Below are 13,403 nucleotides of genomic sequence, written 5' to 3'. Positions count from 1 at the left end.
CAGTGTGTCACAAGCGCCTCAGCAGCGCCGGTGAAGGGGGTTCTAAGCATTACAAACATACACCGCAAGCAGAAAATTCCCGAAACTCTCGAAAATCTTCAAAACAATTATTTAATGAAATAAAACAAATACTTACAAGTATAACCGCGCCCAAATACGGCGGCCAACCGCCAAGATGCGTACGGAAAATAGTGTTTCGCACAGGCTTACCGGCAGACTCAGGCCGAGTCGGGCGGAATCGCACCCCGGAATCGGCTCATCAGGGTCGAGATCGGTAGGCGCAAAGCAAGCAAAGCCAAAATCACGAACAAATAGATCAAGGGTTCGATCTGAAATCCTTTGGCCTGCATTACATAATGCACGCCCCCCAGAACTGCTGCCGGATAGACCAAACGCTGAAGCGCGCGCCAGCCCGGGCCAAGCTGCCGTACTGAAAAGTTGTTCGACGTCACGGCCAGTGGCAGCGTCAGAACAAATGCCGCCATACCCACAGTTATATAGGGGCGCTTCAGGATGTCCGCCCAGATCTGCCCGGGGGCCTGCACATCCAATACCAGCCAAACCAAAAGATGCAGACTGATATATATAAATGTCAAAACGCCCAGCGCCCGCCTGAACTTGATCAGGTTCACGCCGACAAACCTGCGCAGGGGCGATATAGCCAGAACAACAATCAAAAACTGCAATGCCAGTTTGCCGTACTTATGCTCAAGAGCCTCAATCGGGTCGGCACCCAAACCTCCGGTCAGCCCTTGATAGAACAGCCAGGGTGCCGGCAGGACCCCCAGCAAATAGACGGCCCAAACAGGGATCCGACGGAATATCTGGTTCAGCGCGCTCATACTCTCAATAATGCTTGGACAGATCCATGCCTTCGTAAAGCCCGGCGACCTCGTCCTCGTAGCCATTGAACATGAGCGTCGGGATGCGCTTGGCAAACAGCCCACCGCCGATTTGACGTTCCGAGGCCTGCGACCAGCGCGGGTGATCCACATTGGGGTTCACGTTACTATAGAAACCATATTCGCGCGGACCGGCCATGTTCCAGCTTGTCGGCGGCTCAACATCTGACACCGTAATGCGAACGATCGACTTGATGGATTTGAACCCGTATTTCCACGGAACCACCAGACGCAACGGTGCGCCGTTCTGGTTCGGGATCGGCCGGCCATAAATACCAGTGGCCATCAGGGTCAGCGGGTGCATTGCTTCGTCCAGCCGCAGACCTTCACGGTACGGCCAGTCCAGAACCGGATACTGAACACCCGGCATTTCATCTGGACGATAAGCGGTTTCAAAGGCAACGTATTTGGCGCCTTCCTGAACACCGGCCATGTTCAGCAGGTCGGCCAGTTCAAACCCGTTCCAAGGGATCACCATCGACCATGCCTCGACACAGCGAAACCGGTATATCCGTTCTTCGACGGTCATTTCGGACAGGATGTCCTTGAAATTGTAATCGCCGGGCTTGTCCACCAGACCGTCAATCTTGATGCTCCACGGCTCAGTAACAAGAGTATAGGCGTATTTTGCAGGATCTTCTTTCCGCGTACCAAACTCGTAATAATTGTTATAACCGGTGATCTCTTCCCAGGTATTCGGCTCCAGCGCCTCTTGCGCGGCTGCCCCCTGCGCCAGCCCTGCCAATCCGACACCCGCCATCCCGGCCATCATCTGGCGCCGGTTCAGAAACGCCGCCCGGGGGGTGACATCGGCATGTGTCAATGTGTTGGTCCAGCGATGCGCCATCTAAGTCTCCGTCTTCATACATCCTCTGAGGTGAGGTAGTCTGCTGATAGCACAGAGCCAAGGAAACAGGCCTCACGATTGAGCGACCAGTTTGTAACGTATCAGGGGGGGTGAGGCTGTTGTCGCGGCACCACCTGTGGTCACCACCTTTACAACGCAGGCCTCAAAAATGCAGGCTGGGCCGCAGGTATTACCAACAAGGGAAAAGATGGACGACCCATCCAACGATTGAAATCCACCAGTGGGAGAAGAAGAATGTGTGACATCTGCGTTATGAATGCCGTCAAAGACAGGATGCTGTCGCGGCGAAATTTCTTCAAGGCCGCTGCGGCCACGGGCGTTGCGGCTGCGACCACCGGAGCGATTGCACCAGCAGCGCTGGCCGCAGGTCATGGCGGGGTCGAGGACATGACCCATACGCTCAGCCCCGACTTTCCGACCTGGGGAGGCGAACCCGGCATTTCCGCCGAACAGGCGTTCAACTTCGCGGATCACGGCTTTAACCTGTTCAATCTGTCGATCAACGAACATACCGGCACGCATATAGATGCGCCTCTGCATTTTTCCGCGGATGGTATGTCGGTCGATGAGATACCGGTGACTGATCTGGTTGCACCGCTTTGTGTCGTCAATATCGCCGCCCGCGCGGCCGAAGACGCCGACACCCGCGTTACCCCGGACGATCTGAAGGCGTGGATTGCGGCCAACGGAGACATCCCCGACGGCGCTTGCGTAGCGATGCATTCCGGTTGGTCCGGCAAGACCGCCACGGACGGGTTCCGCAATTTCGACGGTGAGGCGCAGCACTATCCCGGATTTCACGTCGAAGCGGCGCAGATGTTGATGGAAGACACCGGCGCGCGGTCGATTGCGGTGGATACACTGTCACTTGATCACGGTATGTCCGCCGACTTCGCGACGCATTACGCCTGGCTGCCCTCGGGCCGGTTTGGCATCGAATGCCTTGCGGGTCTGGATCGGGTTCCGGCGGCGGGTGCCACGCTGGTCATCGGCGCACCCAAACATGCGGGCGGCACCGGCGGTCCGGCACGTATTTTCGCGTTGGTCTAAAGCCACGATGCACTAGTGATACAGCATACCTTCAAAGCACGGACCGATGCCCAAACCCATTGCCGAAATCACGCATCGTTATGATACAGCCGCGCCCCGGTGGCGGGACAAGATGCGCGCGCTTGGGTACTATGATGGCTACCTAGAATTCCTGACCTCGGGATTGCCTGTCGCTGACGACGTGACACATGTGGTCGATATTGGGGCTGGCACTGCGTCCTTCGCCGAGGCCTGGGTAGCGGTCCACGGAAAACCGGCCAGGATAACCTTACTTGAACCCAGCGCGGGGATGATCAGGCAAGGCCAAAAGGCTCTGAGGGCGCGGGGGGTCGAACCAGAACTAGCCCAAGGGGGGCTAGGCAATGTCAATCTAGACCCCGTAGGCGTAGCTCTTGCGGCCCATGTGATTGAACATTGTGCAGATCCGTCCCAAGCATTGCAAGACATTCACAGACTGCTACGCCCGGGTGGTCGCCTGTTTTTGGTAGTATCAAAGCCACATTGGTGTAACGCCATCATCTGGTTGCAATGGCGACATAGAACGTTTCAGCGCGCGGAAATCCTAAAGCTGCTGGATGAAGCAGGTTTTGATTGCGAAACGGTCTATTCTTTCCCATCTGGTCCACCCTCTCGGACAAGCCGGGGGTTAGTCGCGAAAAAACGCGGGTAAATTTCAAGAATGGACCCACCAGTCAAGCGGGTCCATTCAACAATCAGTTTAGGTTCAATGCACCACAGCGTCATCTGGGCGCGGGCGCTGGGATGTGCCCAGCCGGTCGCCTATGATCAGGCCTTCAGGTCCGGCGGTGACCGGTACAGTCTCGCCGTCCTTGATCTCACCGGCCAGCAGCGCCTCGGCCAGCGGGTTCTGCAAGGCGCGTTGGATCACGCGTTTCAGCGGGCGAGCACCGAAGACCGGGTCATAGCCCTCGTTGGCCAGCCATTCCTTAGCCCCGTCGTCCAGAACCAGCTCGATCTTCCGCGCGGCCAGACGTTTTTGCAGGCGCGCCATCTGGATATCGACAATGCCATCCATATCACCCCGTTTCAGGCGGTCGAAGATGATCGTTTCGTCCAGACGGTTCAGGAATTCGGGCCGGAAATGCGCCCGGACCGCATCCATCACATCCCGCCGTGCCTGTGCACTGTCGGCACCGTCGGGCAACTGGCTGAGCGCCTGAGAGCCGAGGTTCGAGGTCAGGATGATCAGCGTCTGCTTGAAGTCCACGGTGCGGCCCTGACCATCGGTCAGCACACCATCATCCAGTACCTGCAACAGCACGTTGAACACATCCGGATGCGCCTTTTCGACCTCGTCAAACAGCACGACTTGATAGGGCCTGCGCCGCACGGCTTCGGTCAGCACACCGCCTTCGTCATAGCCGACATAGCCTGGAGGGGCGCCGATCAGACGGGCAACCGCGTGTTTTTCCATGAACTCGGACATGTCGATGCGCACCATCGCGTTGTCGTCGTCGAACAGGAAGTTCGCCACCGCCTTGGTCAGCTCGGTTTTCCCCACGCCGGTTGGTCCGAGGAACAGGAACGAACCCAACGGACGGCCTTCGTCGTTCAAACCTGCACGAGCACGGCGCACAGCGTTGGACACGGCGGTCACCGCTGCATCCTGACCGATCACGCGTGAATGCAGATCGTCTTCCATCCGCAGCAGCTTTTCACGCTCACCTTCCAGCATTTTCGAGGTCGGGATACCCGTCCAACGTTCGACCACCGAAGCGATCTGTTCCGGGCGCACCGTTTCCTCGGCCATCATCTGGCTGCTTTCGGCGTTTTCGGCCTCGGTCAGCTTTTTCTCAAGCTCGGGGATGACGCCATAGGACAGCTCACCCGCCTTGGCGAGGTTGCCTTCGCGCTTGGCGATTTCCAGATCGGCCCGTGCCTTGTCGAGCTGTTCCTTCAGATCGCGCGCACCAGCCAGCTTGTCACGTTCGGCTTGCCACTGTGCAGTCATCTCGGCGGATTGCTCCTGCAGATCGGCCAGATCCTTTTGCAAGGTTTCCAGACGATCCTTCGATGCCGCATCATCTTCGAGCTTCAGCGCCTGCTCCTCGATCTGCATCTGCAGAATCTGACGATCCAGCTGATCGAGTTCCTCAGGCTTGCTGTCCACTTCCATCCGCAAGCGAGCCGACGCTTCATCGACAAGGTCGATAGCTTTATCGGGCAGGAAGCGATCAGTGATGTAGCGATGCGACAGGGTCGCTGCCGACACCAAAGCCGAGTCCGAGATACGCACACCATGGTGTAACTCGTACTTTTCCTTGATACCGCGCAGGATGCTGATCGTGTCCTCGACAGTCGGTTCCTGAACCACAACCGGCTGGAACCGGCGCGCCAAAGCCGCGTCTTTTTCCACGTATTTGCGATACTCATCCAGCGTGGTGGCACCGATACAATGCAGCTCACCCCGGGCAAGCGCAGGCTTGATCAGGTTGGCAGCATCCATCGCGCCGTCGGATTTGCCCGCGCCCACCAGCGTGTGCATCTCATCAATGAACAAGATGATTTCACCGGCGGCTTCGGTCACTTCGGTCAAAACCGCCTTGAGGCGTTCTTCGAATTCACCACGGTATTTCGCACCTGCGATCAGCGCACCCATGTCGAGCGCGAGCAGCTTTTTATCCTTTAGCGATTCCGGCACATCCCCATTGATGATGCGCAGGGCCATACCTTCGGCAATCGCGGTTTTACCCACGCCGGGCTCGCCGATCAGAACGGGGTTGTTCTTGGTGCGGCGCGACAGAACCTGCATCGAGCGGCGGATTTCCTCATCCCGCCCGATAATCGGGTCGATCTTGCCCTCAGCAGCCGCTTCGGTCAGGTCACGCGCGTATTTCTTGAGCGCGTCATAACCATCTTCCGCCGATGCGGTGTCAGCAGTGCGGCCCTTGCGGATGTCATTGATGGCTTCGTTCAGTTTCTGCGCCGTCACCGCGCCATCTTCCAAAGCATCCTTGGCTTTGGATTTCACCATGCACAGCGCCATCAGAATACGTTCAACCGGCACGAAACTATCGCCTGCCTTGGTGGCGATCTTTTCAGCTTCATCCAGAACTTTGGCGGTCTGACCATCCAGATAAACCTGGCCCGCATCGCCGCTGACCTTGGGAATTTTGGCCATGGACGCATCCAGTGCGTTAACGACACGGCTGGGCGCTCCGCCTGCGCGGGTGATCAGATTGCTGGCCAGCCCCTGATCATCGTCCATCAAGGCTTTGAGTATATGTTCAGGGGTCAACCTCTGGTGCCCCTCGCGCATCGCAATCGTTTGCGCTGCCTGCACGAAACCTCGTGCCCGCTCGGTGAACTTGTTCAAGTCCATATTTTGCTCCTTCTCTAAGCGCCCGGTTTTGACGCGCCCGCCTGGCAGCGCGCGTCGGTCTGGGCCTCACATTCAATCTGGGAAATATCTTGCGCGGTTCAAGGGGTCTGCCAACAGAATCCAACCTACCGACGCGGCACAGAATAAACTGTATATCCCCCAGTTTTCGCCACAGAACGCGCACCGTACATATCGACAAGCGATTGCGCCGCATCGCTGCCTGTCGGGCAGGAAACCAGATCGGCGGCGTCATCCAGAAAATCCACGGTAAAGGCGGATTCCCCCGTAACCTGACAGTCATCATCCATCGAACGATAACCGCCAATCAGCCGGAGGTTGTCGTTTGTCGGAGACCTCAGAACTGTATCAGCAGCCTCTTTTTCCAGCGCCATGTCCTGACACCCGGCCAGCATCAGCCCCGCGCAGATTGCGATAGTGGGTTTCGTAAACTGTCTCATTCCGAATTCCGTCCCAGTTGCACAACGCGATAATAGCACAGTCGGAAACCTCTGCCGTGATCTGAATCACGCAAGGCGCGCATGGACAGAAGCGCACGAAACCGTTAGGACGCAGACGTTTGCCAAAAAGGAGCCCCCAATGTCCGATGACCGCCTGATTGTAGCCCTTGATGTCCCCAACGCCCTGGACGGTCTGGCCTTGGCCGAGCGGCTGGGGGACAGTGTCTCATTCTACAAGATCGGTCTGGGAATGCTGACAGGGGGCGGGCTAGCCCTGGCGAACGAGTTAAAGCAGGATCAAGGCAAGCGCATCTTTCTGGACATGAAACTGTTCGACATTGGCAATACGGTGGAAAATGCGGTGCGCGGTCTGGCACAGTTCGATTTGGATTTCCTGACCGTACATGGTGACCCGCACGTGGTGCGGGCCGCCAAAGAGGGTGCGTCTGGCAAAGACCTCAAGATCCTGGCCGTAACCATCCTGACCTCGTTGAACCGGGATGATCTGGATGCCAGCCTGCTGAAAGCGGGCGATGTCCAGGACCTGGTTGTCGAACGCGCTGCCAAAGCGTTGGAGGCGGGTGCCGATGGCGTCATCGCAAGCCCGCAAGAGGCCGCGCTGATCCGTGCCCTGCCCCAAGCCGAAAACCGCTTGATCGTGACACCCGGCGTTCGGCCCGCCGGTGCCGCGTTGGGAGATCAGAAACGGGTCGCAACCCCGGCAAATGCCATCGGTGATGGTGCCGATCACATCGTCGTCGGGCGCCCAATCTATCAGGCGCAAGACCCTAAAGCCGCCGCAGAAGCGGTGCTTGCAGAGTTAAATTCCTAATCCCGACACTAGGGCAATCCGGCTAAATCAGGCAAAATTATTGCAAGAATAACCCGCAAACAGTTGACCTAAGGTCACTTTTCGCCCGATCCGCGCCAAATCGTCCCTGTGCCCCAAAACACACATGCAAAACGCGAGTTTCCACTGTGTGAACTGGGTTCTATCGAAAAATTCTATTTTGAGAGAATCTAAGTAGGTGATACTCCCCGCGGACCATCTCTTCCTGAGGTCCGTCACCTCCCCCCGCCACTTTGCGGGGGGCCTTCTTTTGGCAGATCTGGTTCCTACCCTCAATGCGCGGGTTTTGTCCGTGGCAAGCGAATGATATAGTCACCGAACCTTACGGACCGCATGGAAGACGGGAAAAGAAAATGCCCGGCCTCTGCCGAGATTGCCTGACAGAACTGAGGAAGGAACGCCGCTGCCCGGACTGCGGCAGCCCGCGCATCAAAACGCATCCTGAATTGTTTGACCTGTCCATCGCACATATGGATTGCGATGCCTTCTACGCCTCTGTCGAAAAACGGGACAATCCGGAGCTGGCCGACAAACCCGTCATTATCGGGGGCGGCAAGCGCGGTGTTGTGTCTACGGCTTGTTATGTAGCCCGGATTCGCGGCGTCCGTTCGGCAATGCCGATGTTCAAGGCGTTGCAACTATGCCCCGACGCTGTCGTGATCAAACCGCGCATGTCGGTCTATGCCGAGGCTTCGCGCCAAATCAGGTCGATGATGGACGAGCTGACGCCGATTGTTGAACCGCTTTCGCTGGACGAAGCGTTCATGGACCTATCCGGCACGCAACGTCTGCACGGCGCTCCACCCGCCGTCATGCTTGCACGATTGGTCAAACGGATGAAGGACGAGTTGGGGCTGACCGGGTCAATCGGGCTGTCACATAACAAGTTTCTGGCCAAGGTCGCATCCGATCTGGACAAGCCGCGCGGATTTTCGGTGATCGGCAAGGAAGAGACATCCGCGTTTCTGAACGACAAGCCAGTGCGCCTGATCTGGGGCATAGGCCCTGCGGCGCAGGAATCGCTGGACCGCGCAGGCATACGCTTGTTCTCGGACCTACTGCGCTGGGATCAAGAGGATCTGACCGCGCGGTTTGGCTCCATGGGCTACCGGCTGTGGCATCTGGCCCGCGGTCAGGACAAGCGCCGGGTTTCGGCACATGAACCGATGAAGTCCATCAGCAACGAAACGACCTTTTTTGAAGATACGGCCAATGCCGACATTCTGGATGGGCACCTTTGGCGGATGGCCGAAAAAGTCTCGGATCGGGCCAAGGCCAAGGGGCTGGCCGGGCGGGTTGTGACGCTCAAACTGAAACGGGCCAATCACAAACTCATTACACGACGCGTTTCTCTTCGCGATGCCACGCAGATCGCCGATCGGATCTATCGCACAGCACGGGCGCTGTTCGATCAGGTTGGTGATCAGGGCCCCTATCGGCTGTTGGGGTGTGGCCTGTCGGATCTGTGCCCCGAGGATCAGGCGGATATTTCAGGGGATCTGCTGGACCCGGATGCCTCGCGCAGATCGCAGGCCGAACGCGCAACGGATGAGATTCGCCGCCGCTTTGGGACGGATGCCATCGTCAAAGGACGTGCCCTGCGCTGAGGTTATTCTGCTGCAAGCTGCAGCGGCTCAGGCCCGATCCGCGCAATATCCATGATGATTTCGCCCAGGGTCTCTTTGAAGGCAGCGAAATTGTCATTCGGCTCGATCCTGCTTTCATCCATATACAGGGATCTGTCGATCTCGATCTGTACAGCATGCTGGTGGCGGCTGGGGCGTCCATAGGTCTGGGTCACATAGGCCCCGGCAAACGGCGTATTTCGGGCCACGCTCAGACCCGCCGAGACGAAAGCGGCCTCTATCTGTTCGACGACCTCTGGCGCTGCAGAGGCACCGAACCGATCCCCCAGCACGATCTCGGGACGTCTGGAATTGACTGTGGACGCAAGGGCCACGGCTTCGTGCGGCATCGAATGACAGTCGATCAGAATCGCCTGCCCGAATTCCTGATGCGATTCTGCCAGCAACGATTTGATCCGGGCATGATAGGGACGCCAACAGGTATCGATTCGCAGACGCGCCTCATCCATGGTCAGCTTACCGCGATAGATTTCTCGACCATTGGCGACCACACGCGGAATCACCCCCAGCCCGGACGCTACCCGCGGGTTATGGCCTTGGCGGCGCGCGCCCTGAATAAGGGCTGGATCCAGCTCTTCTGCGCTGCGGTTCAGATCGACATAGGCGCGTGGCATCATCGCCGAAATCAGTGGCGCACCATGGTCCGCCGCTGATGAAAATAACTGATCCACAAAAGCATCCTCGGAAGAACGAATCACATCTTGGCTGAGAACCGACCGCTTCATCAACCCATTTGGATAGTTTCGACCGCTATGCGGAGAGGAAAAAACCACACAGGACGTGCGCTTGGCAGGCATATCCAGTAGGTAAGCAGCGTTTTGCATGGCGACTCCTTGTTCGCACCAAACATAGACCGGAAAATAGTTCTACCAAACCCCTTGAACCCTTTTGCGACTCCTTTTATAGACCCCGCTACCGGCGCGGGGTTCCGCGCCCCATTTCGTTATGGGGTTGGCCACGCGACGGTTTCATGGGCGGTTAGCTCAGCGGTAGAGCACTTCGTTGACATCGAAGGGGTCACAAGTTCGATCCTTGTACCGCCCACCATGAACTCACTGCTTCGGATTTCCGGGGCACCCGCAAACCCAGGCGCTGGCCACGTCCTTGATGAAGGCGCCGCAGATTGGAGACAGACCCATGAAGGTCAAGAACTCGCTCCGCTCGCTCAAGAACCGGCACCGTGATTGCCGGGTTGTGCGTCGCAAAGGCCGCGTCTACGTGATCAACAAGACGCAGCGTCGGTTCAAAGCTCGTCAGGGCTAAGAACTGCACATACTGAATTCAAAGAACCGCGCCTTCGGGTGCGGTTTTTTTTGTCCGGCATTTCAACCAGATGTAATGCGGACGGAACTGCAGGAATTCGCTCAGAAAGTTCGGTTCTAAGATTCAACGTTGTGATAGGGCGATCTCGTGCTACGCTTTCCGTGATTTTATGACGGGAGGTCGGATTGGCCAACGATGATCTGGACAAGATATTCGGAACAACTCTGACCGACATGGTAGCCGATATAGGCCGCAGTGTGGCCCAGGCGGCCGAACAGCTTAGCATTGATCAGCTGAAAGCGCTGAAGAACTACCCCCAGGAACTGCGCGATCTGGGCATCCCGCCGGTCTTTTACCACATGCAGGATGTCGACGTGGAACTGAAGGTTGTCATGGAGATGAGCAGTTCCACCGAAGAAGGCCAACGCAGCAGGATTGGCACCTTTATTTTTGGCCCGAAGCTGACTCAGACAGACACGCTCGATTCCAAAAGCGCGTCCACGATGCGAATGCGTTTCGCGCCCGGTCCCGTAGATGAGAGCAGATCTTTGGATGGCAATGATGGCAACTAAGAAAGTCAAAACCCCCAAAAGAGCGCCCATAGATGTCCGCGTCACCGAGATGCCCGAGGCATTCACCACTCTGCTTCAGTCACTTGAAAACCGCATGACGGCAATGGAGGCGCGCGAAGTCGCGCTGCTCGAGACGATCAACGACCTGCAAGAACGGATCGACGATCTGGAAGAAGGCAGCGGCGGCATGTTGATGGGCGCGGGTAACCCGGTGATGAACCCGATGGCCGAGGGCCGCGCGGCAATGGGAGCGGACGATCCTGACACACAGGTCGTCAACGCGCAGGAATTCTCGCAAGCCCTGGGTGAACAGATCCTCGCCGGGTCTGATGGCAGCAGTGATTTCACCATCGACAACGTCAAAGTCGAAGCGGTTGTTGGGTTGGGCCAGGACGGCACCAAAGCCCAAATCGCGACGAATGCCCGAAAACAGGCGATCAGCCAGAACGCATCCAAGGTCACTTTTTCCGTCAGGAGGCGGACCGCCACGCAAATTATTGAGAAAGACTGAATTAACAGAGGAGATTGGAAATGAGTATCGGGCAGGAACTGCTAAACGTCCCGTTTGCGGAAATGGTTCAAAAGCTTGCGCTTTCCGTTGCCGAGTCGCAGACCGAGTTGGATCGACATTCTACAGATGTCGCCAAATACATGGCCGATCAGAAGATCCAGCTTCCGGACTTGTCCAATCCCAATGGCCCCCCCAAAGAATTCAGTTTGGTTTCCATGGGCTTTCTACCCGCATTCTACGCGGTGCAAGAAGCCGAAATTGAGGTCAAAATGGCGATCTCAATGACCAAGCAAACCGAAAAAGCGGGCAGCGCTTCGGTCAAAGGTGGTTGGGGCCCTGTCGCAGCGCAAGTCAATGCCAGCTATTCCTCGCGCTATGCGTACAGCCAAGAAGGCGCAAGCAGGCTGACCATCAAACTGGCCCCGGCCGATCCGCCGGTCCTGCTGCAGAAATACATGGAAGCTGTCACACAGGTCATGCTAAAAAAAGAACCGGTGTTGACCGACGATCCAGACCCTGAGCCGGCCCCCGCACCTGTCCCGGACCCGTCTCCAACTGAACCTGAAAAAAGACAGAGAAAGCGCTAAGCAGCATCTCTCGATCTTTCAGTTTTTAAATCAACACGACTAGGCCAGCCATGACGGCGTAGCCAGGATGGGCTTTGCCGACCCTAAGGCCCCGCTGTGCTGCACCACTTGGTCGGAGCCAGCGACATGTTGGCAGTGATTTGACCAACTAATTTTGTCGGAATTTCTTGCATCCCACTGAGAATCGTTTAATTGACCATTTCAGTCGGGTTATTACCCGCGCCGATTTTCAATGTTGGGACACATGATGCTGAAATCCTCTACCTGCGTTGCCGCCGCCCTGACGGCCCTGATCGCGACCTCTGCCGCTGCCGAGGGCGAACTGAACCTTTATTCTTCGCGCCACTACGACACTGACGAACGCCTCTATTCCGATTTCGAAGAGGCCACCGGTATCACCATCAACCGCATCGAAGGCAAAGCGGACGAGCTGATTGCTCGGATGGAGGCAGAGGGCGCGAACTCACCCGCAGATATCTTGCTGACCGTTGATACCTCGCGTCTGGCGCGTGCCAAGAACGCGGGTATCCTGCAGCCGGTCGAAAGCGCGGTTCTGGAAGAACGTATTCCCGCCAACCTGCAGGACGAAGACAACCAGTGGTACGGCTTTTCGCAGCGCGCGCGGATCATCTTCTTTGACAAGGCCGATGTGACCAACCCGCCCGCGTCTTATCTGGATCTGGCCAAGCCCGAATACAAAGGTCTGGTCTGCATCCGGTCGTCCAGCAACACCTATAACCAGACCCTGCTGGCCTCGATCATCACAAACCACGGCGCGGAAACCGCCAAGACCTGGGCCGAAGGCATGGTCGCGAACATGGCGCGTGAACCACAGGGCGGTGACACTGACCAGCTGCGCGGCATTGTTTCGGGTGAATGCGAGATCGCCGTTTCGAACTCCTACTACTTTGCCCGTGCAATGCGTAAAGACGTCAAAGGCCTGAGCGCTGAGATTGACATGATCGGCGTCCAGTTCCCAGCGCAAGAAGCCGAAGGCGCGCATATGAACCTGTCCGGTGCAGGCGTTGCCGCGAATGCTCCGAACAAGGACAACGCGATCAAGTTCCTGGAATACCTCGCCAGCGATCAGGCGCAGGTCTATTTCTCGAATGGCAATGACGAATTCCCGGCGGTCGAAGGCGTCGCCCTTGCGGATAACGTGGCAGCGCTGGGTGAGTTCAAAGCCGACGAGATCAACCTGTCCCAGGTCGCCAAAAACATCCCTGAGGCACAGAAGATCTTTAACGAGACCGGCTGGAAGTAATCTTTCATTCCATCGAGCAGAAGGGCGCAGTTTTCTGCGCCCTTTTTCTATTGTGAAGTTATGTTTTCTGGTCAATAATCTCATATACG

At 57.2% G+C, this 13,403-nt stretch carries 14 protein-coding genes and 1 tRNA gene; 10 read left to right on the top strand and 5 right to left on the bottom strand.

Features of this window, described 5'->3' with window-relative positions; genetic code table 11:
- Positions 1-218 precede the first annotated feature (218 nt).
- Positions 219-842, bottom strand: a complete 624-nt coding sequence (gene msrQ, locus AC2FJ5_RS20930; RefSeq protein WP_496794471.1) for a protein-methionine-sulfoxide reductase heme-binding subunit MsrQ — start codon at positions 840-842, stop codon at positions 219-221.
- 4 nt (positions 843-846) lie between these two features.
- Complete coding sequence (msrP, locus tag AC2FJ5_RS20925) at positions 847-1,749, bottom strand: protein-methionine-sulfoxide reductase catalytic subunit MsrP (RefSeq protein ID WP_282027853.1); 903 nt, start codon at positions 1,747-1,749, stop codon at positions 847-849.
- Positions 1,750-2,004: 255 nt separating this feature from the next.
- Between msrP and AC2FJ5_RS20920 the strand changes: the two genes are divergently transcribed.
- Positions 2,005-2,820 carry a cyclase family protein gene (locus AC2FJ5_RS20920; RefSeq protein ID WP_496794470.1) on the top strand — a complete coding sequence of 272 codons (816 nt, stop codon included), beginning with the start codon at positions 2,005-2,007 and terminating at the stop codon, positions 2,818-2,820.
- A 46-nt stretch (positions 2,821-2,866) separates the two neighbouring features.
- Positions 2,867-3,490, top strand: a complete 624-nt coding sequence (locus AC2FJ5_RS20915) for a class I SAM-dependent methyltransferase (protein WP_496794469.1) — start codon at positions 2,867-2,869, stop codon at positions 3,488-3,490.
- Positions 3,491-3,544: 54 nt separating this feature from the next.
- On the opposite strand, the gene clpB is transcribed toward AC2FJ5_RS20915, so the two are convergent.
- Together clpB and AC2FJ5_RS20905 are read right to left on the bottom strand one after the other, a co-directional pair.
- A complete protein-coding gene (gene clpB, locus AC2FJ5_RS20910; RefSeq protein ID WP_496794468.1) occupies positions 3,545-6,163 on the bottom strand; it encodes an ATP-dependent chaperone ClpB in 2,619 nt (872 codons plus the stop codon).
- Positions 6,164-6,288: 125 nt separating this feature from the next.
- Positions 6,289-6,621 (bottom strand): hypothetical protein, encoded by a 333-nt coding sequence (locus AC2FJ5_RS20905; protein WP_142639515.1) that lies wholly within the window; start codon positions 6,619-6,621, stop codon positions 6,289-6,291.
- Positions 6,622-6,760: 139 nt separating this feature from the next.
- Between AC2FJ5_RS20905 and pyrF the strand changes: the two genes are divergently transcribed.
- Entirely contained in the window at positions 6,761-7,453 is a 693-nt protein-coding gene (gene pyrF / locus AC2FJ5_RS20900) for an orotidine-5'-phosphate decarboxylase (RefSeq protein ID WP_496794467.1), read from the top strand.
- A gap of 371 nt (positions 7,454-7,824) precedes the next feature.
- A complete protein-coding gene (locus tag AC2FJ5_RS20895; RefSeq protein WP_496794466.1) occupies positions 7,825-9,078 on the top strand; it encodes a DNA polymerase IV in 1,254 nt (417 codons plus the stop codon).
- A gap of 2 nt (positions 9,079-9,080) precedes the next feature.
- Here the strand turns inward: AC2FJ5_RS20895 and AC2FJ5_RS20890 are convergent, their stop codons facing one another.
- Positions 9,081-9,941, bottom strand: a complete 861-nt coding sequence (locus AC2FJ5_RS20890; RefSeq protein ID WP_282022428.1) for an N-formylglutamate amidohydrolase — start codon at positions 9,939-9,941, stop codon at positions 9,081-9,083.
- A 148-nt stretch (positions 9,942-10,089) separates the two neighbouring features.
- Between AC2FJ5_RS20890 and AC2FJ5_RS20885 the strand changes: the two genes are divergently transcribed.
- The 6 genes from AC2FJ5_RS20885 (at position 10,090) to AC2FJ5_RS20860 (ending at position 13,314) form a co-directional block, all read left to right on the top strand.
- Positions 10,090-10,164, top strand: a tRNA-Val gene (locus AC2FJ5_RS20885).
- 90 nt (positions 10,165-10,254) lie between these two features.
- Positions 10,255-10,380, top strand: coding sequence for a type B 50S ribosomal protein L36 (gene ykgO / locus AC2FJ5_RS20880; protein ID WP_008562923.1), 126 nt, complete (start codon positions 10,255-10,257; stop codon positions 10,378-10,380).
- A gap of 185 nt (positions 10,381-10,565) precedes the next feature.
- Positions 10,566-10,952, top strand: a complete 387-nt coding sequence (locus tag AC2FJ5_RS20875; protein ID WP_271951870.1) for a hypothetical protein — start codon at positions 10,566-10,568, stop codon at positions 10,950-10,952.
- Positions 10,942-11,463 carry a hypothetical protein gene (locus tag AC2FJ5_RS20870; protein WP_496794465.1) on the top strand — a complete coding sequence of 174 codons (522 nt, stop codon included), beginning with the start codon at positions 10,942-10,944 and terminating at the stop codon, positions 11,461-11,463. Before AC2FJ5_RS20875 ends, AC2FJ5_RS20870 begins: the two co-directional genes overlap by 11 nt.
- 20 nt (positions 11,464-11,483) lie before the next feature.
- Entirely contained in the window at positions 11,484-12,050 is a 567-nt protein-coding gene (locus AC2FJ5_RS20865; protein ID WP_282022427.1) for a hypothetical protein, read from the top strand.
- Positions 12,051-12,297: 247 nt separating this feature from the next.
- Positions 12,298-13,314 carry a Fe(3+) ABC transporter substrate-binding protein gene (locus AC2FJ5_RS20860; protein WP_496794464.1) on the top strand — a complete coding sequence of 339 codons (1,017 nt, stop codon included), beginning with the start codon at positions 12,298-12,300 and terminating at the stop codon, positions 13,312-13,314.
- The last annotated feature ends 89 nt before the right edge of the window (positions 13,315-13,403 follow it).

Source organism: Ruegeria sp. CDSA221, from assembly GCF_059611825.1.
This window is presented reverse-complemented; position numbering and strand designations above follow the sequence as displayed.